General features: G+C 64.6%; 22 protein-coding genes and 1 tRNA gene. 15 read left to right on the top strand and 8 right to left on the bottom strand.

Features of this window, described 5'->3' with window-relative positions; translation table 11 throughout:
* Nucleotides 1-334: 334 nt before the first annotated feature.
* The 3 genes from ECTHA_RS0115640 to amrB all read right to left on the bottom strand — a co-directional run bounded on the left by ECTHA_RS0115640 (nt 335) and on the right by amrB (nt 1,988).
* Nucleotides 335-411 (bottom strand) — tRNA-Arg (locus ECTHA_RS0115640).
* A gap of 226 nt (nt 412-637) precedes the next feature.
* Nucleotides 638-1,201, bottom strand: a complete 564-nt coding sequence (amrA, locus tag ECTHA_RS0115635; RefSeq protein WP_025280490.1) for an AmmeMemoRadiSam system protein A — start codon at nt 1,199-1,201, stop codon at nt 638-640.
* The gene (amrB, locus tag ECTHA_RS0115630; protein WP_025280489.1) at nt 1,188-1,988 is read right to left on the bottom strand and encodes an AmmeMemoRadiSam system protein B; all 801 of its coding nucleotides are present in this window, start codon (nt 1,986-1,988) and stop codon (nt 1,188-1,190) included. Before amrB ends, amrA begins: the two co-directional genes overlap by 14 nt.
* Nucleotides 1,989-2,448: 460 nt before the next feature.
* Here amrB and amrS point away from each other — a divergent pair, with 460 nt between their 5' ends.
* Nucleotides 2,449-3,486: an AmmeMemoRadiSam system radical SAM enzyme gene (gene amrS, locus ECTHA_RS18645; protein ID WP_025280488.1), complete on the top strand. Its 1,038-nt coding sequence runs from the start codon at nt 2,449-2,451 to the stop codon at nt 3,484-3,486.
* Nucleotides 3,487-3,537: 51 nt separating this feature from the next.
* Here the strand turns inward: amrS and ECTHA_RS0115620 are convergent, their stop codons facing one another.
* Complete coding sequence (locus ECTHA_RS0115620; protein WP_026623876.1) at nt 3,538-4,296, bottom strand: YdcF family protein; 759 nt, start codon at nt 4,294-4,296, stop codon at nt 3,538-3,540.
* A gap of 145 nt (nt 4,297-4,441) precedes the next feature.
* On the opposite strand from ECTHA_RS0115620, the gene ECTHA_RS0115615 reads away from it, so the two are divergent.
* From ECTHA_RS0115615 to ECTHA_RS0115580, 8 genes are all read left to right on the top strand, one after another.
* Nucleotides 4,442-5,401, top strand: a complete 960-nt coding sequence (locus ECTHA_RS0115615) for a patatin-like phospholipase family protein (RefSeq protein ID WP_025280486.1) — start codon at nt 4,442-4,444, stop codon at nt 5,399-5,401.
* A complete protein-coding gene (locus ECTHA_RS18640) occupies nt 5,398-6,297 on the top strand; it encodes a hypothetical protein (RefSeq protein ID WP_174412000.1) in 900 nt (299 codons plus the stop codon). The genes ECTHA_RS0115615 and ECTHA_RS18640 overlap by 4 nt, the downstream gene beginning before the upstream one ends.
* A gap of 59 nt (nt 6,298-6,356) precedes the next feature.
* On the top strand, nt 6,357-6,599 hold the full coding sequence (locus ECTHA_RS0115605) for a BolA family protein (protein ID WP_025280484.1): 243 nt from the start codon (nt 6,357-6,359) through the stop codon (nt 6,597-6,599).
* Between the two features lie 41 nt (nt 6,600-6,640).
* Nucleotides 6,641-7,915, top strand: coding sequence for an O-acetylhomoserine aminocarboxypropyltransferase/cysteine synthase family protein (locus ECTHA_RS0115600; protein ID WP_025280483.1), 1,275 nt, complete (start codon nt 6,641-6,643; stop codon nt 7,913-7,915).
* A 72-nt stretch (nt 7,916-7,987) separates the two neighbouring features.
* Nucleotides 7,988-9,211, top strand: a complete 1,224-nt coding sequence (locus ECTHA_RS0115595; protein WP_025280482.1) for an HDOD domain-containing protein — start codon at nt 7,988-7,990, stop codon at nt 9,209-9,211.
* Complete coding sequence (locus tag ECTHA_RS0115590; protein WP_025280481.1) at nt 9,204-10,448, top strand: HDOD domain-containing protein; 1,245 nt, start codon at nt 9,204-9,206, stop codon at nt 10,446-10,448. The genes ECTHA_RS0115595 and ECTHA_RS0115590 overlap by 8 nt, the downstream gene beginning before the upstream one ends.
* A gap of 114 nt (nt 10,449-10,562) precedes the next feature.
* A complete protein-coding gene (gene lipA / locus ECTHA_RS0115585; protein WP_025280480.1) occupies nt 10,563-11,528 on the top strand; it encodes a lipoyl synthase in 966 nt (321 codons plus the stop codon).
* Nucleotides 11,529-11,533: 5 nt separating this feature from the next.
* Nucleotides 11,534-12,319: a HesA/MoeB/ThiF family protein gene (locus tag ECTHA_RS0115580; protein WP_025280479.1), complete on the top strand. Its 786-nt coding sequence runs from the start codon at nt 11,534-11,536 to the stop codon at nt 12,317-12,319.
* Nucleotides 12,320-12,351: 32 nt separating this feature from the next.
* Here the strand turns inward: ECTHA_RS0115580 and gatB are convergent, their stop codons facing one another.
* From gatB to gatC, 3 genes are all read right to left on the bottom strand, one after another.
* Nucleotides 12,352-13,785 carry an Asp-tRNA(Asn)/Glu-tRNA(Gln) amidotransferase subunit GatB gene (gene gatB / locus ECTHA_RS0115575; protein ID WP_025280478.1) on the bottom strand — a complete coding sequence of 478 codons (1,434 nt, stop codon included), beginning with the start codon at nt 13,783-13,785 and terminating at the stop codon, nt 12,352-12,354.
* A 54-nt stretch (nt 13,786-13,839) separates the two neighbouring features.
* On the bottom strand, nt 13,840-15,294 hold the full coding sequence (gatA, locus tag ECTHA_RS0115570) for an Asp-tRNA(Asn)/Glu-tRNA(Gln) amidotransferase subunit GatA (protein WP_025280477.1): 1,455 nt from the start codon (nt 15,292-15,294) through the stop codon (nt 13,840-13,842).
* 77 nt (nt 15,295-15,371) lie between these two features.
* Nucleotides 15,372-15,659: an Asp-tRNA(Asn)/Glu-tRNA(Gln) amidotransferase subunit GatC gene (gatC, locus tag ECTHA_RS0115565; RefSeq protein WP_025280476.1), complete on the bottom strand. Its 288-nt coding sequence runs from the start codon at nt 15,657-15,659 to the stop codon at nt 15,372-15,374.
* 124 nt (nt 15,660-15,783) lie between these two features.
* Between gatC and ECTHA_RS0115560 the strand changes: the two genes are divergently transcribed.
* The 5 genes from ECTHA_RS0115560 to ECTHA_RS19140 are packed head-to-tail and all read left to right on the top strand — an operon-like array spanning nt 15,784 to nt 23,862.
* Nucleotides 15,784-16,830, top strand: a complete 1,047-nt coding sequence (locus ECTHA_RS0115560) for a rod shape-determining protein (RefSeq protein WP_025280475.1) — start codon at nt 15,784-15,786, stop codon at nt 16,828-16,830.
* Nucleotides 16,831-16,853: 23 nt separating this feature from the next.
* Nucleotides 16,854-17,786 (top strand): rod shape-determining protein MreC, encoded by a 933-nt coding sequence (gene mreC / locus ECTHA_RS18635; protein ID WP_128571837.1) that lies wholly within the window; start codon nt 16,854-16,856, stop codon nt 17,784-17,786.
* Entirely contained in the window at nt 17,779-18,270 is a 492-nt protein-coding gene (gene mreD / locus ECTHA_RS0115550; RefSeq protein WP_025280473.1) for a rod shape-determining protein MreD, read from the top strand. The genes mreC and mreD overlap by 8 nt, the downstream gene beginning before the upstream one ends.
* Nucleotides 18,271-18,313: 43 nt before the next feature.
* Complete coding sequence (locus tag ECTHA_RS0115545; protein ID WP_025280472.1) at nt 18,314-19,465, top strand: HD-GYP domain-containing protein; 1,152 nt, start codon at nt 18,314-18,316, stop codon at nt 19,463-19,465.
* Complete coding sequence (locus ECTHA_RS19140; protein WP_084307063.1) at nt 19,462-23,862, top strand: response regulator; 4,401 nt, start codon at nt 19,462-19,464, stop codon at nt 23,860-23,862. The genes ECTHA_RS0115545 and ECTHA_RS19140 overlap by 4 nt, the downstream gene beginning before the upstream one ends.
* Before the next feature lie 8 nt (nt 23,863-23,870).
* Here ECTHA_RS19140 and ECTHA_RS0115535 read toward each other — a convergent pair whose 3' ends face one another.
* A complete protein-coding gene (locus tag ECTHA_RS0115535; protein ID WP_035369665.1) occupies nt 23,871-24,584 on the bottom strand; it encodes a CDP-alcohol phosphatidyltransferase family protein in 714 nt (237 codons plus the stop codon).
* Between the two features lie 170 nt (nt 24,585-24,754).
* Between ECTHA_RS0115535 and ECTHA_RS0115530 the strand changes: the two genes are divergently transcribed.
* On the top strand, nt 24,755-25,756 hold the full coding sequence (locus tag ECTHA_RS0115530) for a zinc-dependent alcohol dehydrogenase (RefSeq protein ID WP_025280469.1): 1,002 nt from the start codon (nt 24,755-24,757) through the stop codon (nt 25,754-25,756).
* Nucleotide 25,757: the final 1 nt, after the last annotated feature.

Here is a 25,757-nt window from a genome sequence, read left to right as displayed (position 1 = left end):
CTATCTCATCAATTCGGGGAACTGAAGGACGCGCAGAGTGTTGGGGTGGCGGAGCCGATAGAGTCTCCAGGTGTGCCTGGACGCAGCCAATGCTCATTTCAACCGGGGTTTGCAATGCTGGCTGCTTGGGCGAGGGCACATTCTGGGCACACGCCCAAAAAGGGGGAATTTTGGAAAAAGGAGGGAGGGGTGCCCATGAGGATCAGTCATTGCCAGCTTCTTCCGCCCTGATTACAGTAACATATCGGTAACACGGCGCCTCAATCACCCAATTCAGGGCCAAAAAAAGCCGCCCAGGATAACCTGCAAGCGGCTGTTTTTGTTATCTATTTTATGGCGCGCCCGGCAGGATTCGAACCTGCGACCCCTGCCTTCGGAGGGCAGTACTCTATCCAGCTGAGCTACGGGCGCGTGATGCGTATGGTACTCGAAATTGAATGCTAGCTGTTGTGCCCATTTGGCCCCTGAGTGTTGCCTTCGGAGGGCAGTACTCTATCCAGCTGAGCTACGGGCGCTTTGCGGGGATTCTAGCATAACCCAGGGACCGGTTTGGGAGCGGTCCGATGGGAGGGCGGAGAATAGCCCAAAAGGGGCGGCGCGCCAAGGGGGCGCGCTCGCCGTTCAGGGGGCCCATCAGTTATGGCTCCTCAAGCACTGCCACGGTATAGCGCCACAGGTTCAGGGTGTCGGACCAGTGGTTTGCGGGCAGGCCGGCCTTGCGGCGCAGGGCGGCCATGAACTCGGCCGGTTGCGGCAGTTGCTCCCACACGGCGGGCAGGAAGGTGGAGCGATGGGGGCCGTCCTCAAGGATCACGCCGTCCATGCCGGGGCGCAGGCTCTGCAGCAGGATGTCCTCGTTCTCCACGTCCAGGGGTTCGCTGGGGCCCAGAATGGAGATGGACAACGCCACTTCCGGCGCCTGAGCTTGTGGCAGGGGTGGAAAACGGGGATCGCGGAAGGCGGCCGACCAGGCATTGTGGGCCACATCGTCCACGAGGGGGCGGTGGGGCTCCAGGGTGCCAATGCACCCGCGCAGGGCGGATCGGTGATGCAGGGTCACGAAGGTGGCCGCGGGCGTCAGCAGGCGCTTTGAAAGCGATGCCCGCTGGGCGGGGATCGCTGGCTGGGCGCCACTGACGGCGCGACGGGCCACCTGGAACAGCAACTGATGCTCGGCAGGGTCCAGCTCAGCTGAACGCATAGGCTCCATAACCCACCACCTGCTCCCGGGGGCCGGCGGTGTCGCCAGAGTTGCGCAGGACCAGCGTTTCGCCCTTGAGGCCGTGCTTGCGGGCATTGATCAGCAGGCCCTGCACCGGCACGTAACCGCAGGCATGACCGGGCTTGACCTCTTCAGCCTTCAACTGGCTGATGGCTTCCGACGTCCGGCTGTCCACCTGACGGGCCGTGTCGTAATCCAGGTAATGGCTGAGATCGGAACTGATCACCACCAGGGTGTCTTCATCGCCCCATACGTCTTCCAGGGCGCTGGCCACTTCCTCGCCCGTGGCACTGCCCACCACGAGTGGCACCAGGGTGAAATCGTCCAGCAGCATCTGCAGGAAGGGCAGTTGCACCTCCAGGCTGTGTTCATTGCGGTGTGGCTCATCGAAACGGAATACGGTGGGGGACTTCACCGCCCGCTCGATGCTGTCCTGATCCACGGGCACGGTGCCCAGGGCGGTCTGGAAGGCATCCACACTGGGGGCGGCGATGCCGTAGAAGCCCACCCGATGGGCCGGACCCAGCAACACCACGCGCTTGATGCGGGCAGCCCGCTCGGGGGTGAGCGCGGCATAGGCACGACCGGCCACGCCACCGGAATAGATGTACCCCGCATGGGGGGCGATCAGGGCCTTGGGTGGGGACGTGCCTGAGGCGGCCTCCTCCTCGGCACCATTGAGATAGGACTGCACCGATGCCCTCAGGGCCTCGGCCTCGGCTGGGTAGAACTGACCCGCGACAGCGGGGCGGCGTATGGTGTCCACGGCGGCTCCTCCAGATTGTGTGGCTGGATATCCGCCCTGGAGACTTCACCGCCGGATACTGCTGTATCTCTGATGTGTGTTTGGCCGATGACGGCAAAACCGATGAAGCCATGCCTTTGAAAGGCACCGCCGCTGTCGGCACGCACCTACAGCGGCAAAGGGGGATATCGCATTGTGTTCGGCATGTCACATGAAACTCATATCACGATTGTGTGACAAGCGATTGACAGCAAGGATTCCCTTGCATTCATGTACAAGCACTTCTGCACAAGGGTGCAGGCGAACCGGAAATCCTATAGGGCATGAGTATAGTGCCTTTCATCAACTTTCGGGGCGGGAACTTGATCCTGGCAATAGGATCTCATTGGGCACGGGGTGAAGTTCTAAAACGCATCCACAAAGTGATGGATGAGATATCACATTCACTTTGTCTTTTATCTTTTTGTGCATCAAAGGTCACATGCAGATCACGCCCGATACCTCCGCCTTCCCCACGCGCCACTGGCATGCATTGGACGACGGTCGCGTGCAGTGCGATGTGTGCCCCCGGGCCTGTAAGCTCCATGAAGGCCAACGCGGCCTGTGCTTCGTGCGCGGGCGCAGCCGTGGCCGGATCGTGCTCACCACCCATGGTCGGGCCATCGGTTTTCGGGCCGATCCCATCGAGAAAAAGCCCCTTTATCACTTCCTGCCCGGCAGCCGCACCCTCTCCTTCGGCACCGCCGGCTGCAACCTGGCCTGCAAGTTCTGCCAGAACTGGGACATGAGCAAATCGCGGGAGATGGACATCATGCAGGCCCGGGCCACACCTGAGGAACTGGCCATGGCCGCCCGTGATCAGGGTTGTGCCAGTGTGGCCTTCACCTACAACGATCCGGTGATCTTCATGGAATACGCCACCGACACGGCCCGAGCCTGCCATCAGGCGGGGGTGCGCAGCGTGGCGGTGACGGCGGGCTATATCAGCCCCGGGGCGCGAGAGGAGTTCTTCGCGCCGATGGATGCGGTGAATGTGGATCTCAAGGCCTTCGACGAGGCCTTTTACTGGGAGCTCTGTGGCGGCCACCTGGAGCCGGTGCTGGATACCCTTCGCTACCTGCGCCACGAGACCGACATCTGGCTGGAGCTGACCACCCTGCTCATTCCCGGTCGGAACGATGATGATCAACAGTTACAGGCGATGACGCGCTGGGTGGTGGATGAGCTGGGACCGGATGTGCCCATGCATTTCAGTGCCTTTCACCCGGACTGGCGCATGACCGACCTGCCCCGCACGCCCCTGGCCACCCTGCAACGGGCGCGACGCATTGCCCGGGACAATGGAGTGCGGCATGCGTATATCGGCAATGTGCATGATGTGGAGGGCAGTACCACGTGGTGTCGTGGCTGTGGGGCGGCCCTTGTGGTGCGGGATGGCTACCGGGTGATCCGGCAAGATGTCGGGGCTGATGGGCAGTGTCCAAAATGTGGTGCCCGGTGCGCGGGGAGATTTGCGTAACGTGAAGAAAGATAAATGGGGGCAAATTGAAATCTGCCCACCCTGTGGAATTCAGCGATACTTGAAGTATCGGTACCACACCAATCCCAGATACTCATGCAACGCAAACCGGGTGCGGGACATGGCGTTGGCCTGGGGAATGAATCCGCGCAAGTCAAAAGACTCGTCAGGGTCGGGTTGACGGTCGAAGGTGGGCACGGCGGTGATCTGAAGGTCTGTTTTTTCAAAGCACCAGCGGGCGCGGGGGATGTGTAGGGCCTGCGTGACCAGCAGGGCGTGAGTCACACCCTCCTCGGCCAGGCGCTGAGCGCTGTAGAGGGCGTTCTCGCAGGTGTTGCGGCTTTCATCCTCCACCCAGTGCACGGGTACGCCGAATTCGTTCTCCAGCAGGCTGACGATCAGCTCCGCTTCACTCAGGGGCTCATCACCGCCCACGCGCCCGCCGCTCACCAGGATGGGCAATCCGGTCTCACGGTACACCCAGGCCCCGTAACGGGCCCGCTTGAGGGAATAGCGGTTCACGGTATCCTCGCCGCCATACTCCGGAGCATTGGGGCGGCGGCCACCGGCCAGGATGACGATGGCCTGGGCGTCACTGGCAGCGGCTTCGGACAGCGGCACGGCACCGGACCGGGCTTCAAGCCCATGGATCAATGCGTAGGAAACGGCCGGCAGTGAAGCCACGTAGAGCACCCCCAGTCCGAGCCAGATCGCCAGCCGCCCCAACCGGCGGCGCCAGAGCAGCAGGCCCAGCAGGATCAGGATGAGCCCGCCGGCGGGCGGCATGATGAACAGTTCCAGTGTCGTCATGTTCCGAACATTACAACATCCGGACAACATCCGGGACATGAACGCGGCGCTGCCCAGGCTTTACCCATGTTCACCCATGGGATTGCACCGACGCGCAATCTGCGTTGTCATGTCCCTGCACTGCAACACATACGAGCAACAACTGATGAACGAAATCAATCCTGTCAGACGTCGCGCCTTGAAAGCCCTGCTGGCGGGCTCCCTCCTGCCGGCGCTGGGGCCGGTTGGCGCGCTGGCCGCCAGTGATCATGGCGCGGGCGATGCCCCGCGCATCGGCCTGGCACTGGGCAGTGGCGGTGCTCGGGGGGTGGCCCATGTGCTGGTCTTCGAGTTGCTGGAGGAACTGGGCCTGCGGCCTCACCGAATTGCCGGGACCAGCATCGGCGCCATCATGGGCTCGCTGTATGCCTCCAGCATGAGTGCGAAGGAGGTACGGGCGGTGATGGAAGCACTCATCCTGGACGACGAAGACAACAACTGGTTCGAGGACCTGTTCAACGGCAGCTGGACCCGGTGGATCGAATTCATCGAGCCATTCGGCGGCAAGGGTGGCCTGCTGCGCTCAAAGGCCTTTGTGGAGCATCTGGCCAAGGCCACCGGGGTGGAATCCTTCGACGAGTTGAAGATCCCCCTCACGGTGGTGGCCACCGATTACTGGGACCGCTCCCAGGCAGTGTTCGAAGAGGGACCGTTGTGGCCAGCCATTCAGGCCAGCATGGCCATGCCGGGGCTGTTCCATCCGGTGGCCCACAACGGGCGTGTGCTGGTGGATGGCGGCCTGACCAACCCGGTGCCCTACGACCTGCTGCTGGATGATTGCGACCTGGTGATCGCCGTGAACGTGCTGGGCACGCGCCAGCCCGACGAGGACGGAAAGATGGACACGCCCTCGTACTTCGACAATAGCTTCAACACCTTCCAGATCATGCAGTTCTCCATCCTGCAGGAAAAGATGCGCCACCGGCCGCCGGATTTTCTGGTCACACCCAAGATCCGCGATGTGCGGGTGATGGAGTTCAATCGCTACCAGGACATCCTGGAGCAGTCCCGCCCGGCCATCGAGTCCTTGCGTGAGGATCTGAAGGCGCGGCTGGCCCAGGGATGACAGGCCGTTCGGTGATGGAATCCTTCAGGCAGCGACTGGCAGAGCACGGCTTTGTCGCCAACGAGGATCATGAATACCCGGTTCAGTGTTTCCTCTCCGCCCGGGTGGATCATCTGCGCTGCCTGAACATCGAGGGCACCCAGGGCCGGCGGCGCACCGCCTTTGGTCATGCCCTGGGGCACACCCTGGGGTATGAGCACATCCTGTATCACGAATACATGCCGCCCCCCTCGCCCGAACCTGTGCGCATCATCCCGGACTGGAACGAAGAAGCCACCGGCGAGCCGCCCATCGACCCGGTGGACCGGGTGCTGGGCGAGGCCTGCGCCCTGAGCGAGGGCGAACCCGCTGTGCTCATCCTGGATCGTCTGCACCGGGCGCCCTTTGCCGAGCACCTGCGCCTGGCGGAGTTCATCCAGCATGGGCTTTGGCACTACGGTGATGTCACCCTCAAGGCCCACCACCGCAATCTGCTGGTGTTTCTCATCTCCGATGAGCCCCTGTATCACACCCTGCAGCAGATGAGCTTTCGCATCTGGGTGGACCCGGAGGTGGACGAGCCCCCCGAGATCACCCCGGCGGCCCTGGGCCTGCCCCCGCAGGCAGGCCCCATGCTCAAGGCCCTGAAGGAGATCTTTTCTGACCTGGGCACGGCCCCAACGCCATTGGAGTATCGGCGCCTGATCCACGACATCCACGTGAACGTGAACACCCTGGAAGACTTGCGGCTGTCCATCTTCGGCTGGGTGGAACACGTGGACCGCAAACACCTGATGTCTGCCCTCATGCGCCGCACCCTGGAGCGGCACATGCCGGTCATCGAGGCTTATGTCTCCGGCACATCCCATCCCACCTCCGCATGGCCTACGGGCCATGACCAGGGCGCCACGCCATGACGCGCGGCACCGGTATCCGCTATGATCACCCCATCGAATTCACACCATGAAAACAGCCCATGACGCCCGATCAGGTCAAGACACTCATTGAAACGGGTCTACCCGATGCCCAGGTCTCCGTCACCGGCAGCGAAGGCCATTTCGAGGCCCAGGTGATCAGCGAGGCCTTTGCGGGCCAGTCGCGCATCAAGCGCCACCAGATGGTCAACGCCACCGTGATGAACGAGATCACCAGTGGCGCGCTGCACGCCTTGTCCATACGTACCTTCACGCCGGAAGAAGCCGACACGAACGCCTCCTGATCATGCCGGCGCCGCCTTCCTAGCCTTCACGGAATCACACGATGAAATTCGAGACCCTCGCCGTTCACGCCGGCTTCAGCCCCGACCCCACCACCAAGGCCGTGGCCACCCCCATCTACCAGACCACGTCCTACGCCTTTGACGACACTCAGCATGGGGCCGACCTGTTCGACCTGAAGGTCCAGGGCAATATCTACACGCGCATCATGAATCCCACCACGGATGTGCTGGAGAAGCGCCTCACGGCACTGGAGGAGGGTGTGGGTGCCCTGGGTCTGGCCTCGGGCATGGCGGCGGTGACCTATTCCATCATGACCCTGGCCCAGGCGGGCCATAACATCGTCACCACCAGCACCCTCTACGGCGGCACCTACAACCTGTTCGCCCACACCCTGCCCCGTTACGGCATCGAGGTGCGCTTTGCTGCCCCTGGCGACATCGACGGCATGCGCGCCCTGATGGACGATAACACCCGGGCGGTGTTCTGCGAGACCATCGGCAACCCGGCGGGCAACGTGGCGGACATCGAGGCCCTGGCCAACCTGGCACATGAGCATGGCGTGCCGCTGATCGCCGACAACACCGTGCCCACCCCGTATCTGTGCCGTCCCTTCGAATTCGGGGCCGACATCGTGGTGCATGCACTGACCAAATACATGGGCGGCCATGGCACCACCATTGCTGGCGCCATCGTCGACTCGGGGGAATTCCCCTGGGAGGAGCACAAGGACAAGTTCCCGGGGCTGTGCGAGCCCGACCCGTCCTATCATGGGGTGGTGTACACCGAGGCCCTGGGGGCCGCCGCCTATATCGGTCGCGCCCGGGTGGTGCCGCTGCGCAACATGGGCGCCGCCCTGTCCCCCTTCAACAGCTTTTTGATCATGCAGGGCATCGAGACCCTGCCGGTGCGCATGGATCGCCATTGCGACAACGCCCTGAAGGTGGCCCAGTTCCTCAAGGAACACCCCAAGGTGAACTGGGTGCGCTTCGCCGGCCTGGAGGATCACCCGGATCACCACCTGGCGCAGAAATACATGAACGGTCGCGCCGCCAGCATCCTCTCTTTCGGCATCAACGGCGGCCGCGAGGCCGGTGCCCGGTTCATCGACGCCCTGCAACTGGCCGTGCGCCTGGTGAACATCGGCGACGCCAAGACCCTGGCCTGCCACCCGGCCACCACCACCCACCGGCAGTTGTCCCCGGAAGAACTGGAACGGGCCGGCGTGGCCGAGGACATGGTGCGTCTGTCCATTGGACTGGAGCACGTGGATGATATCCTTGAGGATCTGGATCAGGCCCTGGCGGCGGCTGGCTGAATGCCCCGCCCGCCTCTTGGGGCGCCCCGCATGACAGACCCATGCCCATGAAGAAGATCAGGATCTCCCACCATGCCCGCCGCCGTTGACGTCAAGGACCTGAGCGCACTGACGCCCATCAAGGAGTTGTCCGAACCGGGGCTCAAGCGCCTGCTGGGACAGGTGGAGACCACCAGACTCCCGGCAGGCCGCAAGCTGCATGCCAGCGATGAGCGGGAGAACGCCATCTACCTGCTGGATGGCCTGATATCCCTGGTCTGCCGGGGCAACCCCACCCGGGTGAAAGGGGGCTCGGATCGCGCGCGCCTGCCCCTCTTCAGCGACCGCGTGCAGGGGGAGTTTGCCTTGGCCGAGGCGCCCTCCACCCTGCTCAAGGTGAACAAGCAGGCATTTTCCGACCTGCTCAACCAGGAGCGCACCTCTGGCTTCGAGGTGGTGGATACCGAGGCGACGGCGGAGGAAGGGGCCATCGTGCAACAGCTCTATCTGGCCACCGCGCAGAAGAAGCTGGAATTACCCCCCATGCCTGAAGTGGCCATGCGCATCCAGAAGATGGCCGACGACCCCAATGTGGGCGTGAACGAGATCACTCAGGTGGTGCAGATGGATCCGGCCGTGGCAGGCGCCCTGCTCCACGCCACCAACAGCCCCCTGTATCGCACGGCCAAGCAGATCAGCAACATCCGGGACGCCGTGGTCCGACTGGGCTTCAATACCACCAAGACCCTGGCCTTCAACCTGGCCATGCGCCAGACCTTCCAGAGCGACTCCAGCCTGGTTCGGGAACGCATTCACCAGGTGTGGGAACACAGTGTGAACGTCTCGGCCATCGCCTATGTGCTGGCCAGGCACTTGCGGGGCTTCGATCCGGATCGGGCCCTGCTGGCCGGACTGATGCATCGCATTGGTGCCGTCCCCATCCTGAACTTCATCGGCAAGAACCGTCTGGAACTGGGCCCCGAAGCCATGGAAGAGGCCGTCAACAAGCTCAATGCCCTGGCGGGCGTGCTGGTGATGAATTACTGGGGCATGGATGACGAACTCATCGCCGTGGTGGAACAGGCCGATCAGTGGATGCGGAATGAAGGGCCCAAGGCCGACTATTGCGACCTGGTGATCGTCTCTCAGCTATTCGCGCTGCGTGATACCCCCAAGGGCCAGGCCCTGCCGCGCACCGATGAAGTGCCCGCCTTCGCCAAACTGGAACTCGGCCCCCTGGACGAGAACCTGAACCTGGAGGTGCTCAAGGAGGCCGAGGGAGAATTGCAGATGATCCGGCAGGTGCTCCATGGTTGATGCAGTCGATACCGCCACACTCGAGAAACTGGCCTATCTGAACGAATTGGGGCCGGCCGCCCTGGAACAACTGGCCAGGAAGACCCAGAAACTGCCCTTGAAGACCGGCTCGAGGATACAGGCCGGGGACCAGGCCCGCTGGATGCTCTACCTGCTGGACGGCAAGATGAGCCTCTTCTCCGACGGACAACCACTGGTCGTGGAAGCGTTCAGTCGGCGGGCCCAGCAACCCATCTTCGGGGCCAGCCGCCTCCAGGAATATGCCGTCGCCCTGTCGCAATGCCAGGTACTGCGGGTGGATCGCAACCTGTTCGATACCCTGAGCCAGCAGCAGAGTGAGGCCGGTTACGAGATTGAGGAAACCACCCTCAGCGACGTGGAAAGCGAGATCTTCTCCAGCCTCTATCAGCGCATCATCACAGGCCAGCTGACCCTGCCGGCGCTACCGGAAGTGGCCACCAGGATCCAGTCCGCCATCAACGACCCCAGGATGGATTCCACCCGCCTGTCCCGCATCGTGCAGATGGACATGGCGGTCACCGGTGGGCTCGTCAAGGCGGCCAATAGCGCACTCTATGGGGGCGCGGCACCAGTGCACAATGTCCGCGACGCCATCACCCGCCTGGGGCATGCTGCAACCCGTCAACTGGTCATCAGTATCGCCATGAAACAGGTCTTCAAGACCTCGGTACGGGGGTTTCAGCGACGCATGCTGGAACTGTGGGATCGCAGCGTGAGGGTGTCGGCCCTGAGCTTCGTGCTGGCACGCCACGGCACCCGCTTTGACCCGGAGCATGCCCTGCTGGCCGGCCTGCTGCACCAGGTGGGCATGGTGCCGTTGCTGGACTACCTGGGCCAGAATCACCCCACAATGGAGGATCACGAGATCGACGCGATCCTCAAACGCCTGCACCCATTGGTGGGGGAACTGGTGATCAACGATTGGGGCCTGGGCCCGGATGTGAGCACCGTGGTGAGAGAGGTCAATCAATTCGAACGCAATGGCAGCGCCCCACCAGACTATTGCGATGTGGTGCTGGTGGCACATCTCTATGCGCTCACGCATCCACGCAAGGGATGGCCCATGGCCGAGGCTCCGCGCTATGACCAGGTGCCTGCCTACCGGAAGCTGGGCCTGGAGCCCCCCAACGATGAAATGAAGCTGGATCTGTTTGAAGAGGCAGAGCAGGAGATCCGTCAGGTGATGGACATGCTCAAGAGCCCGTCCCCGGCCTGAATCCCCCCACGCCACCCGGGGGCATGCCCGCGCCTTGCGCATGGGCTGTTAGAATGAGGCATCAAAGCCCGGCCACAAACACACCAAGGCCCGGGCACGGCACAGGATTCCCCCATGAACGACACCACCAAGCGCCCCGTTCGGGGCGAGAAGCTGCGCGCCGCCGACAAGGTGGCCCGCATCCCCGTGAAGATCACCCCCACCGAGCGTCCGCCACGCAAACCCGCGTGGATCCGTGCCCGCGCCCAGGGCAGCCCGGAGGTGCAGCGCCTCAAGCGAGTGCTGCGCGACAGCCATCTGCACACGGTCTGCGAGGAGGCCGCCTGCCCCAATCTGGGCGAATGCTTCGGCCACGGCACGGCCACTTTCATCATCATGGGCGATATCTGCACCCGTCGCTGCCCGTTCTGCGATGTGGCCCACGGCCGGCCCAACCCGCTGGATCCGGAGGAGCCGGAAAACCTGGCCCGCACGGTCCAGGCCATGGGCCTGCGCTATGTGGTGATCACCTCGGTGGACCGGGACGACCTGCGCGATGGCGGCGCCGGTCACTTCGTGGAGTGCACGGTGCGCACCCGCGCGTTGAGCCCGAATATCCGCATCGAGGTACTGGTCCCGGATTTTCGTGGCCGCATGGATCTGGCCCTGGACACCCTGGAGAAGGGTCTGCCCGATGTGTTCAATCACAACCTGGAGACAGTGCCCCGGCTGTATCGCCAGGCCCGCCCCGGGGCCGACTATGCCTGGTCGCTGGAGCTGTTGCGGGCCTTCAAGGCGCGCCATCCCCACATCCCCACCAAGTCGGGCCTGATGCTGGGCCTGGGGGAGGAAATGGATGAGGTGGAGGCCACCCTCAGGGACCTTCGGGAACACGATTGCGAGATGCTCACCCTGGGGCAGTACCTGCAGCCCTCACGGCATCATCTGCCGGTAAGCCGGTTCGTCACCCCCGAGGAATTCGAGCACCTGGCCCAGGTGGCCTATGACCTGGGCTTCCGCCAGGTGGCCAGCGGCCCCATGGTGCGCTCCTCCTACCACGCCGACCAGCAGGCGGCCGCCTATGCCCGGAAGCAGGACTGAGCGCCATGGATGATCAGGCCCTGCTGCGCTACAGCCGCCAGATCCTCCTGCCCCAGGTGAGCATCGAGGGACAGGAGCGCCTGGCTGCCGCTCACGTCCTGATCATCGGCCTGGGTGGGCTGGGCAGTCCGGTGGCCATGTATCTGGCGGCCGCCGGCGTGGGCCAGCTCACCCTGGTGGATTTCGACACGGTGGACCTGTCCAACCTGCAGCGCCAGATCATCCACACCAGCGACCGTATCGGCCAGCCCAAGGTGCACTCGGCCCGTCAGACCCTGGAGGGCATCAATCCCACGGTGCGTATCCACTGCATCGACCAGGCCCTGGAGGGGGCGGCGCTGGAGGATGCCGTGCGCGAGGCCGACCTGGTCATGGACTGCACGGATAACTTCGCCACGCGTTTCACCGTCAACCGGGCCAGTGTGGCCACGGGCACACCGCTGGTTTCCGCTGCGGTGATCCGCATGGAGGGGCAGATCACGGTGTTTGAGCCGGGCAATCCCGACAGCCCCTGCTATCAGTGTCTGTACGGTGAGGGCGAGGAGACGGGAGAGACCTGTTCGGAGACGGGTGTTCTGGCCAGCCTGCCCGGGGTGATGGGCACCCTGCAGGCCACCGAGGCCCTCAAGTGGCTGGTGGGGTTGCCGACGCTGAGGGGGCGTTTGCTGCTACTGGATGCCATGGGCATGGAGTGGCGCAGCATCCGGGTGCCGAAGGACCCGGGGTGCCCGATATGTGGATCAAAGGTCCAAGACCCCCTTCTCCCCTCGGGGGAGAAGGGCCGGGGATGAGGGGAGAAGCGGCGGCAGTGGGGCTACCCCCTTCAGAGCTTCTTCTTCAGCAACTCATTCACCTGCGCCGGGTTGGCCTTGCCCCCCGTCTGCTTCATCACCTGGCCCACGAAGAAGCCAAAGAGCTTGTCCTTGCCACTGCGATACTGTTCCAGTTGCTTGGGATTGTCGGCGATCACCTGGTCGATCACCTGCTCGATGGCACCCGTGTCCGTGATCTGCTTGAGGCCCTTGGCCTCGATCACCGTGTCGGCGTCGCCCTCGCCGGCCCACATGGCCTCGAAGACTTCCTTGGCGATCTTGCCAGAGATGGTGTTGTCCTGGATGCGCGCCAGCAGGCCGCCCAGCGCCTGAGCTGACACGGGACTGTCGCCGATCTCGCGGCCCTCCCGGTTCAGGGCACCGGAGAGTTCGCCCATCACCCAGTTGGCGGCCATCTTGGCCTGGCCGGCATCGGCCTGCTCCACCACCGCCTCGAAATAATCCGCCATCTCACGACTGGTGGTGAGGGTGGCCGCATCATAGGCCGACAGACCGTAGTGCGTCTTGAAGCGGTTCTTCTTCTCGTCCGGCAATTCCGGCAACTCTGCCCGTATCTGTTCGATAAAGGTGCTGTCGATATCCAGCGGCAACAGGTCGGGATCGGGGAAATACCGATAATCATTGGCTTCTTCCTTGGAACGCATGGAGCGGGTCTCGCCCTTGTCCGGGTCGAACAGGCGGGTTTCCTGCACCACGGCACCGCCCCCCTCCAGCACATCGATCTGGCGCTCCACCTCGAACTCGATGGCCTTCTCCAGAAAACGGAAGGAGTTGAGGTTCTTGATCTCGGTGCGGGTACCAAACTTCTCGGTCCCCCGGCGGCGCACCGACACGTTGGCGTCACAGCGGAAGGAGCCTTCCTGCATGTTGCCATCGCAAATGCCCAGATACCGCACCAGTGAGTGCATCTTCTTCATGTAGGCCACCGCCTCCCGGGGGGAGCGCATGTCAGGCTCGGAGACGATCTCCAGCAGCGGCGTGCCTGCCCGGTTCAGGTCGATCCCGGTCATGCCGTGGAAGTCCTCGTGCAGGCTCTTGCCCGCATCCTCCTCCAGGTGCGCCCGGGTGACGCCGATGGTCTTGGTCTCGCCATCCTCCAGCTCAATCTCCAGATGGCCCCGACCCACCACCGGCAGCTCGTACTGGGAGATCTGGTAGCCCTTGGGCAGGTCGGGATAGAAGTAGTTCTTGCGGGCAAACACTGAACGGGGCGTGATCTCGGCATCGATGGCCAGGCCCAGCTTCACGGCCATGGCCACCGCCTTCTCGTTGAGCACCGGCAACACGCCCGGCAGGCCCAGATCCACGGCACAGGCCTGGGTGTTGGGCTCCGCCCCGTAGGCCGTGGAGGCCCCGGAGAAGATCTTCGACCTGGTGGACAACTGGGCATGAATTTCCAGCCCGATGACCGTTTCCCATTCCATACAGTGATCCTGATGTTTGACGTAAGACGGGGAATGATTTGCGGCGACCGCGGCTTACTCGAAGCCGCCCGGGGCCATCCGACACCATTCCGTGCCCAACTGGTACTGGTGGGCCACCCCGAGCAGGCGGGCTTCCTCGAAGTAATTGCCGATGAGTTGCAGGCCCACGGGTAGCCCATCGCTGAAACCGGCGGGCAGCGACATGGCCGGCAGGCCAGCCAGGTTCACGGCGATGGTGTAGGTATCCGACAGATACATGGTGACCGGGTCATCCGTCTTCTCACCCAGCCGGAAGGCCGTGCTCGGGGCGGTGGGCCCCAGGATCACGTCCACATCCTTGAAGGCAGTGGCGAAATCCTCGGCGATCAGCCGGCGGATCTTCTGCGCCTTGAGGTAGTAGGCATCAAAATACCCTGCCGAGAGGGCGTAGGTGCCCACCATGATGCGTCGCTTCACCTCGGGGCCGAAGCCCTCGCCGCGGGAGCGCATGTAAAGGTCCAGGAGATCCTTCGGGTCCTCGCAGCGATAGCCATAGCGCACGCCGTCGAAGCGGGCCAGGTTGGAGGAGCATTCGGCCGGGGCCACCACATAGTAGGCAGCCACAGACAGATCCGAGTGGGGCAGATCCACCTCCACGAACTCCGCCCCCAGGCCCTTGTAGTGGGCGATGGCCTCATCCACCACGCGGGCCACGCCCGCATCCATGCCTTCCCCGAAGAACTGCTTGGGCAGGCCGATGCGCAGACCTTTCACCGGGGTGTTCAGGCGCTTGGTGAAATCCTCATCGGGGCGCTGGATACTGGTGGAATCACGCTGGTCGAAGCCCGCCATCACGTTGAGCATCAGCGCGCAATCCTCGGCGGTGCGGGCCATGGGGCCACCCTGGTCCAGGCTGGAGGCGAAGGCGATCATGCCCCAGCGGGACACGCGACCGTAGGTGGGCTTGATGCCGGTCACACCGTTCAGCGCGGCCGGCTGGCGAATGGATCCGCCGGTATCGGTGCCCGTGGCCCCCGGCGCCAGACGTCCGGCCACCACTGCGGCGGAGCCGCCGGAGGAGCCACCGGGCACCCGCTCGGTATCCCAGGGATTCTTCACCGGGCCGTAGTAGCTGGTCTCGTTGGAGGACCCCATGGCGAACTCGTCCATGTTGGTCTTGCCCAGGATGGGGCAGCCCGCCGCCTTGAAGCGTGCCACCACCGTGGCGTCATAGGGGGCGATGAAGTTATCCAGCATCTTCGAGCCACAGGAGGTGCGTGTGCCCTCGGTGCAGAAGATGTCCTTGTGGGCAATGGGCACCCCGGTGAGGGGGCCGGCATTCCCCTGGGCCCGGGCCTCGTCGGCAGCCTTGGCCGCTTCCATGGCCTGCTCGCCGGTCACGGTGACATAGGCGTTGATGGCGTCGTCCAGGGTCTCGATGCGGCGCAGGTAGTGAGCTGTCAGCTCGACACTGGAGACCTCACCGTCCTTGAGAGCGGTGGCGAGTTCGGCAATGGACTTCTCGTGCATGGATCGTTCCGTGGTTGAAGACGGTCAAAGGGCTCGCGGGGACGGCTGAGAAGGAGTGGCCACCGCCACGGAGGGGCCTACTCGATCACCTTGGGCACCAGATAGAGGCCGGATTCCACGGCCGGGGCGTTACCCTGGAAGTGATCCCGCTGGTCGGTCTCGGTGGGCTCGTCGGCGCGCAATCGCTGGGAGGCATCCAGCGGATGGGCCATGGGCGTCACGCCCTGCGTGTCGACCCCTTCCATCTGCTGCACCAGGTCCAGAATGTCGGAGAGGTTGCGGGCGTAACCCTGCAGATCCTCTTCCTGGACACTGAGCCGGGCCAGATGGGCGATCTTGCGCACCTCATCGAGTGACAGCGACATGACATGCTCCGGGATCACGAATACTTGGGTTAAGCGGCGTAAAGTAGCATAGTTGACGCCTTGCCCAAAGCCTGCGGCGGTTGCTAGAGTAGCGCCTTTCGCAGGCGACGCCACACAAAAACCCATGCTCAGCCGTCTACTCGGTCTACTCTCCAACGACATCTCCATTGATTTGGGCACTGCCAACACGCTGATCTACATGCGTGGCAAGGGCATCGTGCTCAACGAACCGTCGGTGGTGGCCATTCGCCAGGACCGGGGACCGGGCGGCCCGCGCTCGGTGGAAGCCGTGGGCACCGCGGCCAAAAAGATGATCGGCCGCACGCCTGAGAACATCCAGGCCATCCGCCCCATGAAGGATGGCGTGATCGCCGACTTCACCACCACGGAGAAGATGCTCCAGCATTTCATCCGCAAGGTGCATCACCATCGCATGTTCCGCCCCAGCCCCCGGGTGCTGGTGTGCGTGCCCTGCGGGGCCACCCAGGTGGAGCGCCGCGCCATCCGCGAATCCGCGGCGGGCGCTGGCGCGCGGCGGGTGTACCTGATGGAAGAACCCATGGCGGCAGCCGTCGGCTCGGGCATCCCCGTGGACGAAGCGCGCGGTTCCATGGTACTGGACATCGGCGGCGGCACCTCCGAGGTGGCCGTCATGTCCCTGAACGGCATCGTCTACTCTTCTTCAGTACGTATCGGTGGTGACACCTTCGACGACGCCATCATCGCCTATGTGCGGCGCAACTACGGCATCCTCATCGGCGAGGCCACCGCCGAGCGCATCAAGCACGAGATCGGCTCCGCCTACCCGGGCAAGGAACTGCTGGAGATCGAGATCAAGGGCCGCAACCTGGCCGAGGGTGTACCCCGCGCCTTCACCCTCAACAGCAACGAGATCCTCGAGTCCCTGCAGGAGCCGCTGCATGGCATCGTCAGTGCCGTGCGCACGGCACTGGAGCAGACGCCCCCCGAGTTGGGCTCCGACGTGGCCGAGCGGGGCATCGTGCTCACCGGCGGTGGAGCGCTGCTGCGTGACCTGGATCGTCTGCTGATGGAAGAGACCGGCATCCCCGTGGTGGTGGCCGACGATCCCCTCACCTGTGTGGCTCGTGGCGGTGGCAAAGTGCTGGAAATGCTCGACGAACACGGAGCCGACTTCCTGTCCGTTGAGTAACACACCGCACGGGAGGGCCCACCATCAAACAGCCGCTCTTCATCCTGGGGCCCTCGCCGGCATTCCGGCTGGCCCTGGTGGTTGTCCTGTCCCTCGTGCTGATGACCGTGGACCACCGACACCATCATCTCCAGGACGTGCGGTCCTGGCTGTCCTCGGCCGTGTATCCCATCCAGTATGCCGCTGACCTGCCCGTGCGCCTGAGCGCCTGGGCAGGCGAACAGTTCTCCACTCATCAGTCCCTCGTGGCACACAATCGCGCCTTGCAGGAGGAAAACCTGCTGCTGCGTTCACGCATGCTGCGCTTCGAGGCCCTGGAGGCGGAAAACGCCCGTCTACGGGAGTTGCTGGACACCGCCGAGCGCCTGCAGGAGCAGGTGGTCATCGCACAACTGCTATCGGTGGACCTGGACCCCTTCCGTCAGCAGGTGGTGCTGGACAAGGGCAGCCGCCATCAGGTCTATCCCGGGCAACCCCTGATCAATGCCGCCGGGGTGGTGGGCCAGATACTGGAGGTTCACGCCTTCAATAGCGTGGCCCTGCTGATCTCCGACCCGAGCCACGCCCTCCCCGTACAGGTGAACCGCACAGGGTTGCGCACGCTGGCCGTGGGCACTGGCAACCCGGAGCGCCTGGACCTGCGTTTCATTCCCCCCAGCGAGGACATCCGCCGCGGTGACATCATCAGCACCTCGGGGCTGGGGGGACGTTTCCCGGCCGATTATCCGGTGGCCCAGGTCACCCGGGTGGAACGCCCCCCCGGCGAATCCTTCGCCCGGGTGGAAGCCCGGCCGCTGGCACGCCTGGATCGCTCCCGTGAGGTTCTGCTGCTATGGCCCGCGCAACCCGACCAGGACCCGGACACCCCTTCGGATCTTGCGCCCCCCGAGCCCACCGAACCGCCCCCCGCGGATGACGCCGACGACCCGGACGTGGACGAGGTGATCCATGGGTGAGTGGCGCGCACGCCTGCTGGTGATCCCGATGACTTTCGTGGGGGCGCTGGTCCTCACGGTGATGCCGCTGCCCGAGGAACTGGCCCCCTGGCGGCCGGAATGGCTGGCCATGACCGTGCTCTACTGGACCCTCGCCCTGCCCCGGCAGGTGGGCGTGGGCACGGCCTGGTTCCTGGGCCTGCTGCTGGACGTGACTCAGGGCGCCCTGCTGGGGCAACACGCCCTGGGGCTGGCCGTGATCGCCTGGATCAGTCTGCGCCTGCATCAGCGGGTGCGCTTCTTCCCCGTCTGGCAGCAGGCGGTCACCGTGGGCGCCCTGCTGGCCGTGCATCTCATGCTGGTGCTCTGGGTGTATGGCATCACCGGCATGGCCCCGGGCACGTGGTTGTACTGGGCCCCCCTGGCCAGCAGCGTGCTGCTCTGGCCCCTGGTGTTCGTCACCCTGCGCGGCATCCGTCGGCGTTGGTGTCTGGGCGCAAGTTAAGGCACCATCTGAAGGGATGGTGGCCCAAACAACGAGAATCAACGTGGCAAAACACACGATTCTGGTCGTCGACGATGAACCGGCCAACCTCGCCGTATTCAGCCAACTCCTGCAGCCCCACTACCATGTGCGTGCCTGCAAGTCCGGCCAGCAGGCACTGGGCCTGCTGGGCAGGCCACCCTACCCGGATCTCATCCTGCTGGACGTGATGATGCCCGACATGGATGGCCACATGGTGCTCTCCGAACTGCGCCGACAACCGTCGCTCTGGGACATTCCCACCATCTTCGTCACCGCCCTGAATGAAGCCGACGACGAGGAAACGGGCCTGCGGCTGGGGGCCGTGGACTACATCACCAAACCCGTCAACCCGGGCATCATGCTGGCCCGCATCGGCACACACCTGGAACTGAAGCAGGCCAGGGATCAGTTGCGTGACCAGAACGCCTGGCTCGAGGGCGAGGTGGAGCGGCGCACTCGGGAGAACCTCATCACCCAGGACATCAGCATGAGCATGCTGCTGCAACTGGCCGAGACCCGCGATGACGACACCGGCAACCATATCCTGCGGGTGCAGGCCTACGTGGAGGCCTTGGGTCAGGCCCTGCAGGCGCATCCCGAGTTCAAGAGCGAACTGACCCCCCAGTATCTCAACCACATCGTGCGTGCCGCGCCGTTGCACGACATTGGCAAGATCGGTATCCCCGACAGCATCCTGCTCAAGCCGGGCAAGCTCACGCCCGCGGAATGGTCCACCATGAAGGACCATACCCGTATTGGCGAGCGGACCATTCGGCGCGCCATCGACAAGGCCCTGGATCAGGATGTCGCCCCTCTGGAACCCACGCCCATCAGTGCCCTGGCGATGCTGGAAGTGGCCTCCAGCATCGCCGCCCATCACCACGAGCGCTGGGATGGTTCCGGTTATCCCCAGGGCCTTGCGGGTGAGGCCATCCCCCTGCCCGCCCGGATGATGGCCATTGCCGACGTGTACGATGCCCTGACCATGCAGCGCCCCTACAAGGCCCCCTGGAGCCGGGAAGCGGCGAGCCAGCATATCCTCGAACAGTCCGGGAAGCATTTCGACCCTCGGCTGACCGCCTGTTTCGCAACCATCCAGGATCGTTTCGCCAGCATCCAGGCGCGCCTGGCGGACCCGGAGATGGCCCAGGGTCGGGAGGACAGCGCCTCATGACATCCTCGAGTCGCCCCCCTACCGATACCCGTCCGTCCGGGGTGTACACCGACACCCTTGAATGTCTGTTCCAGGTCTTCCCGGACATTTTTTTCGCGCTCGACGAGCAGGCCTGCGTACTGGAGTACCGCGCGGGCGAGGACGCGCTGCTCTACATGCCTCCCGAGCAGTTCCTGCACCGCCCCTTGCTGGAGATCCTGCCGCCCGACCTGACCGGCCATTTGAAGCAGAGGCTCGATCAGGCCCGTGACAGCGGCCAGGTAGTAGTGCATCACTACAGCCTGCCGATGCCTCGGGGCCTGCAACACTTCGAGGCCCGCATCCGCTGGGTGGCCTCGCGACAACAGTATCTGATGATCGTCCGTGACATCACGGAGCAGCAAGAGGCCCGGGCCGCGCTGCACCACGAACGCCAGGAACTGGCCGAGCGCGTCAAGGAGCAGAGTTGCCTGTACCGCGTCATGGCCACGTTAAGCGATTACGAGCAGCCCCTGGAACAGGCCGTGGAACGGGTACTGGATATCCTCCCGAGCGGCTGGCAGAACACCCATGCGGTCAGGGCCTGCATCGAACTGCCCGACGCCTGCTATTTCACTCCCGGATTCATGTCACGCCCGGGGATGCTTCGGTTCGAACACGCCAGCCACTCCGGCCCCGGCATGACCCTGTGGGTGTCGGATGCAACGCCGGCCAAAGAGCTGGTCAGCCACGAGCCCCTGCCCGAGGAGAAGGCACTGGCGCAGGCCATCCTGGAGCGCCTGGTGACCTTTGCCCACCACAAGCAGGCACTGGACACCCTGAAGGAGCGCGAGGGCCTGCTGGAAACCATGTTCAGCCAGACCACCGATGCCATCGCCCTGGCGGACCCCGCCTCCTGGCGCATCGTCGCTTGCAACGAAGCGGCCCACCAAGGCCTGGGTTACAGTCGAGAAGAGTTTCTGGGCATGCGGGTGACGGACCTGCAGATGGACCTGAAGGCGCCCGACGTGGACGACAACGCGCAGCGGGTGCTGGAAGGTGAACCCATGTCCATGAACGTTCGCCACCGGCGCCGGGACGGCAATGTCCAGGAGGCCGACATCACCCTGCGCCGCGTGCACCATGAGGGCCGCCCCATGATCTGCAGTGTCTGGCGAGACATGACGCAGCAACGGGAGCGGGAGCGCCACCAGGAAAGGCTGACATGGCTGCTCAAGGAACAGACCGACATCATCACCCAGCTGACGGCATCCCGGGCCTTCATGGAGGGTGAACTGGAGGCATTCGTGAAGCAGGTCACGCAGCAGGCGGGGGACCGCCTGGGTATCGATCGCGTGTCCGTCTGGCGTTACGAGGCCGACAATACCCTGCGCTGCCTGGATCTGTATGAGCGTGCTCATGGGCGTCATCGCCGGGCGGCGGCCCTGGAGGCCACGGACTTTGCCCGGGAACTGGGCATCCTGCGCGAAGAGCGCTATCTGGCCACCGCCGACGGGCGCCAGGACCCACGCACCCGGGGCCTGAGCGAGCGCTATCTGCTGCCGGAGGGCATCTTTGCCATGCTGGACTGCAGCATCAACCCCGGCGGTGTGCCTCAGGGGGTGGTGTGCTTCGAGCGCCACCATGTGTCTGAATGGACGCACGAGGACATCACCTTCGGTGGGCTGGTTGCGGACCAGATCGCCATGGTGATGCTCAACGAGAACCGCCGCAGCATCACCGAGGCACTGCGTCGCAGCGAGGCCTTTCTGAACCGCGCCCAGGCGGTGTCTCATACGGGGCACTGGTACATGGAGGTACCGGGCGAGACCATCCACTGGTCCGACGAAACCTGCCGTATCTTTGGCGTGCCCCCCGGCAGTCGGGTGAGCCATGAGATTTTTCTGTCCCGTTTGCATCCCGAGGATCGCCAGCAGGTCACCCAGGCCTGGAATCAGGCCTTGCAGACCGGCGCCCTCCACATCATCCACCGAATCCGGGTGGGCGGACGCGTGCGCTGGGTGGAGGTCCGGGGGGAAGTGGAACAGCCGCGGCAGCCGGATGCGCCGGGGCTGGCCATGGGCACGATTCAGGATATTACCGACCGGGTGCGGGCGGAGAAGAAACTGGAAAATTACCGCTCCCATCTGGAAGACCAGGTGGCCGAGCGCACGGCGCAACTGGAGGCCGCCAAGGCCTCGGCCGAGCAGGCCAACCGGGCCAAGAGCGCCTTCCTCTCCAACATGAGCCACGAGATCCGCACGCCCATGAATGCCATCCTGGGCTATGCGCACCTGATGCGGCATACCTCCCTGGACGCCGCCCAAATGTCACACCTGGGCAAGCTGACCCAGTCGGCCCAGCATCTGCTGCAACTGATCAACGACATCCTCGACCTGTCCAAGATCGAGGCGGGCAAGATCCGGCTGGAATGCGCCGACTTTGAACTGGCCCGCACGGTGGACAACATCTGCGACATCGTGTCCGAGCAGGTGGACCGCAAGGGCCTGGATCTGGTGGTGGACCTGGATGACCTGCCGATCATGCTGCGGGGCGACAGTCACCGCCTGTCGCAGATCCTGCTGAACCTGCTCAGCAATGCCGTCAAATTCACGGAACAGGGCTGTGTCGCCCTGGTGGCACGCTGCCAGGCGCGCCAGGACGATCAGATCATGCTGTCCTTCGAGGTGCGCGACACCGGCATCGGCATTGCCCCGGATCAGTTGGCAGGCCTGTTTCGGGCCTTTGAACAGGCGGATAGCTCCACTACCCGTCGCTTCGGCGGCACGGGGCTGGGGCTTGCCATCTGCCAGCATCTGGCCGAACTGATGGGGGGACGTATCGAGGTGAAAAGCACCCCCGGGAAGGGCAGCCGTTTCACCGTGACCCTGCCCTTCACCTACGCAGAGGACACGACACCAGAACCTGTCCAGGATTTTCATCCCCTCCGGGGATTGCGCGTGCTGATCATCGACGATCTGACCGAGGCGCGCGAGATACTCTCCCACATGCTGGAGGATCTGGGCATGCAGGTGGACAGTCTCGATTCCGGAGAGGCCGGGGTGGAGGCCATCCGCATGGCCGATGGCCAGGACAGGGCCTATGACCTGGTGATCGTGGACTGGCGCATGCCCGTCATGGATGGCCTGACCACGGCCCAGAAGATCCAGGCCCTGGATCTGAAGCATCGCCCGGACTTCGTCATGGTCACCGCCTACGGCAACGATCTCACCCACGAGCAAACCGCTTCGGCGGGCATCAACCTGGTGCTGCCCAAGCCCGTGACCCGTTCATCCCTGCAGGATGCACTGGCCACCCTGCTCTGCAGTGACCCCGGTCCGTCATCGACCCGTGACATGGACACCGCCATGCTGGAAAGCCTGCTCAAGGCCAGGGGCGGCGGCCGCGTGCTGCTGGCGGAAGACAACTTCATCAATCAGGAGGTCACCTGCCGACTGCTGGACGCTGTGGACATGGAGACCCGGGTGGCCCGGCACGGGGCGGAGGCACTGGAGCGGTTCCGGGGGGAGGTCTTCGATCTGGTGATCATGGACGTGCAGATGCCGATCATGGACGGCCTGCAGGCGACCCGGGCCATACGGGCACTACCCCATGGACAGGATATCCCCATCCTGTCCATGACCGCCAACGCCTTCCAGGAGGATCGCACCCGCTGCCTGGCCGCGGGCATGAACGATCATATCGTCAAGCCGGTGGAGCCAAGGCTGTTCTACACCACCCTGCTCAAGTGGCTGCCGGAGTGCGCGGTCCACGCAACCCCATCGGCGCCACGCCCTGCCTCGGCTCACACTGAAGCCACGGATGATCATGCCATGGTGCTGGCTCGTCTGGCCGAAGTGGAGGGGCTGGACACCGAGGTGGGGCTACGCATGATGCGCGGGGATGGTCAGCGCTATCAAAGACTGCTCAGGCAGTTCATCGAGCTGCACGGCGGCGATGCCCTGGACATGTGGCAGTCACTGGAATCAGGGGACCTGCCACTGCTTGCCCGCCAGGCCCATGGTCTCAAGGGTGTGGCCGGCACCCTCGGGGCGACCCGGATCCAGCCCCTGGCCGCGTTGCTGGAGAAAGGCGCTCGCGGGGGGGATGAATCGGGGCAATGCACCCTGCTACTGGCACAACTGGACGACCATCTTCAGGCCTTGGTGGATGCCCTTCAGGGCACACTGATGATGTCTGATTCCATGACCAACGCCACCTCATTGTCACGGGTTCCAGGTTCTGTCCTGGAGCAGCTGGAGACCTATCTGAGGGAAAACGATACCCGCGCCAATGAAGTGCTGGAAAGCTGCTCCGCGCAACTCACCGCCCAGCTTGGAGAACCGGGTGCCCGACTGGTCAGACAGATTCGCGACTTTGACTATGGGCAGGCGCTGGAAACCCTGAGACAGATTCACTCCGGCACCGACACGGAGTGATCCTGACCTCACCGTACCCTTCGCACCAGCCAGCGCACATCCAGACCAAAGGATACCGTCAACGCCAGCAGCGCCGAGGCCGCCAGCCCGGTGGCCAAAGACCCGCTGACAAAACCAGGCAGGCAGGCCAGCAGGGCCAGCACCTGCCAGACACAAACGGCCTTGCGCCGATGGCTGTCGGGCAGGGCCTGCTGCAGTCGAGGCTCCCAATATCCGGCAGCCACGAAGGCGTAACGCATCAGGCCGATGGCCAGGACCCACGCCCCCACCTTGCCCGACAGGGCCAGCCCCAGGCACAGCACCAGGATCAGGGCCGCGTCCAGTTCCATGTCGAAGCGGGCGCCGAAGGCCGTGGCGGCGTCCAGCCGTCGGGCCAGCCAGCCATCCAGGCCATCCAGCAACAGGGCCGCCACGGCCAGACCGGCCAGCAGCGTACCGTGCTCGCGGTACAGCTCCGGCTGCATCAGGGCGCCCGCCAGCACACAGGCCGGGAGGGCGCGCACCAGGGTCACCCGGTTGGGCCAGCCGAACCCGCCCGAGGGCGCCGACCAGGCTCTCAGCAGCAGCAGGGCCAGCAGCGTATAGGCCAGGATGGCCCCGGTCGCGGCCATCAGGGACAGCGGCCCCGCACCCATCAGCCACGCCAGGCCCGCCAGCAGCAGGCCCAGGGCCACCAGCAAATCAGGGAGCAGGCGCCGGGGGGGCGACTTTGGATCAGCCACCCTGCCCTTCAATATCTCTGCCGCTTTATCCACGTCGCGCGCGCTCCCGATGCCTGATGCTGACCGATGCCTGCGGGCCGGCAGGCCCATGCGGGGGAAGACACCCGGCCCGTTCGGGCCTATGCTGCCCCTGAAGCCACTGACAGGCGCCGACGCCGAAAGATTCCGCCATGTCCACCAACAGTGCCGCCGCCACCGCCTTCTGGATACCCGGCCCCGGTCAGGGAGAGCTGCGCCGGGAGGCAATACCGCCGCTGCCCGCCGGCCAGGTGCGGGTGATGGCACTCTACAGCGGCATCAGCCGGGGCACCGAGTCCCTGGTGTTTCAGGGGCGCGTGCCGCCCTCGGAGCATGAGCGCATGCGTGCCCCCTTTCAGGCGGGGGCCTTTCCCGGACCGGTGAAATACGGTTATGCCAGCGTGGGCCGGGTGGAGGCCGGCCCTGACGAGCTGGAGGGCCAGAGGGTCTTCTGTCTGCACCCCCACCAGGATATTTATCAGGTGCCTGCCACGGCGGTGACCTCGCTGCCCGAGGACCTGCCCCCGGGGCGGGCCGTGCTGGCGGCCAACATGGAAACCGCCATCAACGGCATCTGGGATGCAGGGATCAGCCCCGGGGATCGGGTGTGCGTCATCGGCGCCGGGGTGGTGGGTGCCCTGCTGGCCTACCTGGCGGCACGCATCCCGGGCACGCGGGTGACCCTGGTGGATCTGCAGGCCGAACGGGCCCCACTGGCCCAGGCCCTGGGGGCCAGCTTCGCCCTCCCGGAGCATGCCCCCTCGGAACAGGACCGGGTGATCCACGTCAGCGGCCAGCCGGCCGGACTGGTGCGGGCCCTGGAGCTGGCGGGCCACGAGGCCCTGGTGCTGGAGATGAGCTGGTATGGCGACACGCCGGTCACCCTGCCCCTGGGCGAGGCCTTCCATGCCCGACGGCTCACCCTGCGCTCCAGCCAGGTGGGCCAACTGCCGCCATCGCACGCGACCCGCTGGGATCATCGCCGCCGCCTGGCCCTGGCACTGGATCTGCTGCGAGATCCGGTGCTGGACCGGTTGATCAGTGGCGAATCGGATTTTGCTGACCTGCCTCGTGTGATGCCCTCGCTGGTGGAGGGGGCAGGCCAGGTGCTCTGTCATCGGATTCGGTATCCCGCCGCGATGTCCAACCCTTGAA

Source organism: Ectothiorhodospira haloalkaliphila ATCC 51935 (assembly GCF_000633935.1).
Taxonomy (GTDB): Bacteria; Pseudomonadota; Gammaproteobacteria; order Ectothiorhodospirales; family Ectothiorhodospiraceae; genus Ectothiorhodospira; species Ectothiorhodospira haloalkaliphila.
Note: the sequence above shows the minus strand (reverse complement) of the source record. Positions and strands in the feature narration are given on the sequence as shown.

Bases quoted from the DNA above. Each gene is read 5' to 3' on its own strand.
- ECTHA_RS19140 (WP_084307063.1), top strand. From the start codon at position 19,462: ATGACATCCTCGAGTCGCCCCCCTACCGATACCCGTCCGTCCGGGGTG.
- amrS (WP_025280488.1), top strand. From the start codon at position 2,449: ATGCAGATCACGCCCGATACCTCCGCCTTCCCCACGCGCCACTGGCAT.
- gatC (WP_025280476.1), bottom strand. From the start codon at position 15,659: ATGTCGCTGTCACTCGATGAGGTGCGCAAGATCGCCCATCTGGCCCGG.
- ECTHA_RS0115580 (WP_025280479.1), top strand. From the start codon at position 11,534: ATGGATGATCAGGCCCTGCTGCGCTACAGCCGCCAGATCCTCCTGCCC.
- ECTHA_RS0115615 (WP_025280486.1), top strand. From the start codon at position 4,442: ATGAACGAAATCAATCCTGTCAGACGTCGCGCCTTGAAAGCCCTGCTG.
- ECTHA_RS0115605 (WP_025280484.1), top strand. From the start codon at position 6,357: ATGACGCCCGATCAGGTCAAGACACTCATTGAAACGGGTCTACCCGAT.
- mreD (WP_025280473.1), top strand. From the start codon at position 17,779: ATGGGTGAGTGGCGCGCACGCCTGCTGGTGATCCCGATGACTTTCGTG.
- amrA (WP_025280490.1), bottom strand. From the start codon at position 1,201: ATGCGTTCAGCTGAGCTGGACCCTGCCGAGCATCAGTTGCTGTTCCAG.
- ECTHA_RS0115560 (WP_025280475.1), top strand. From the start codon at position 15,784: ATGCTCAGCCGTCTACTCGGTCTACTCTCCAACGACATCTCCATTGAT.
- gatA (WP_025280477.1), bottom strand. From the start codon at position 15,294: ATGCACGAGAAGTCCATTGCCGAACTCGCCACCGCTCTCAAGGACGGT.
- lipA (WP_025280480.1), top strand. From the start codon at position 10,563: ATGAACGACACCACCAAGCGCCCCGTTCGGGGCGAGAAGCTGCGCGCC.
- ECTHA_RS0115595 (WP_025280482.1), top strand. From the start codon at position 7,988: ATGCCCGCCGCCGTTGACGTCAAGGACCTGAGCGCACTGACGCCCATC.
- ECTHA_RS0115590 (WP_025280481.1), top strand. From the start codon at position 9,204: ATGGTTGATGCAGTCGATACCGCCACACTCGAGAAACTGGCCTATCTG.
- ECTHA_RS0115600 (WP_025280483.1), top strand. From the start codon at position 6,641: ATGAAATTCGAGACCCTCGCCGTTCACGCCGGCTTCAGCCCCGACCCC.
- gatB (WP_025280478.1), bottom strand. From the start codon at position 13,785: ATGGAATGGGAAACGGTCATCGGGCTGGAAATTCATGCCCAGTTGTCC.
- ECTHA_RS0115530 (WP_025280469.1), top strand. From the start codon at position 24,755: ATGTCCACCAACAGTGCCGCCGCCACCGCCTTCTGGATACCCGGCCCC.
- ECTHA_RS18640 (WP_174412000.1), top strand. From the start codon at position 5,398: ATGACAGGCCGTTCGGTGATGGAATCCTTCAGGCAGCGACTGGCAGAG.
- ECTHA_RS0115620 (WP_026623876.1), bottom strand. From the start codon at position 4,296: ATGACGACACTGGAACTGTTCATCATGCCGCCCGCCGGCGGGCTCATC.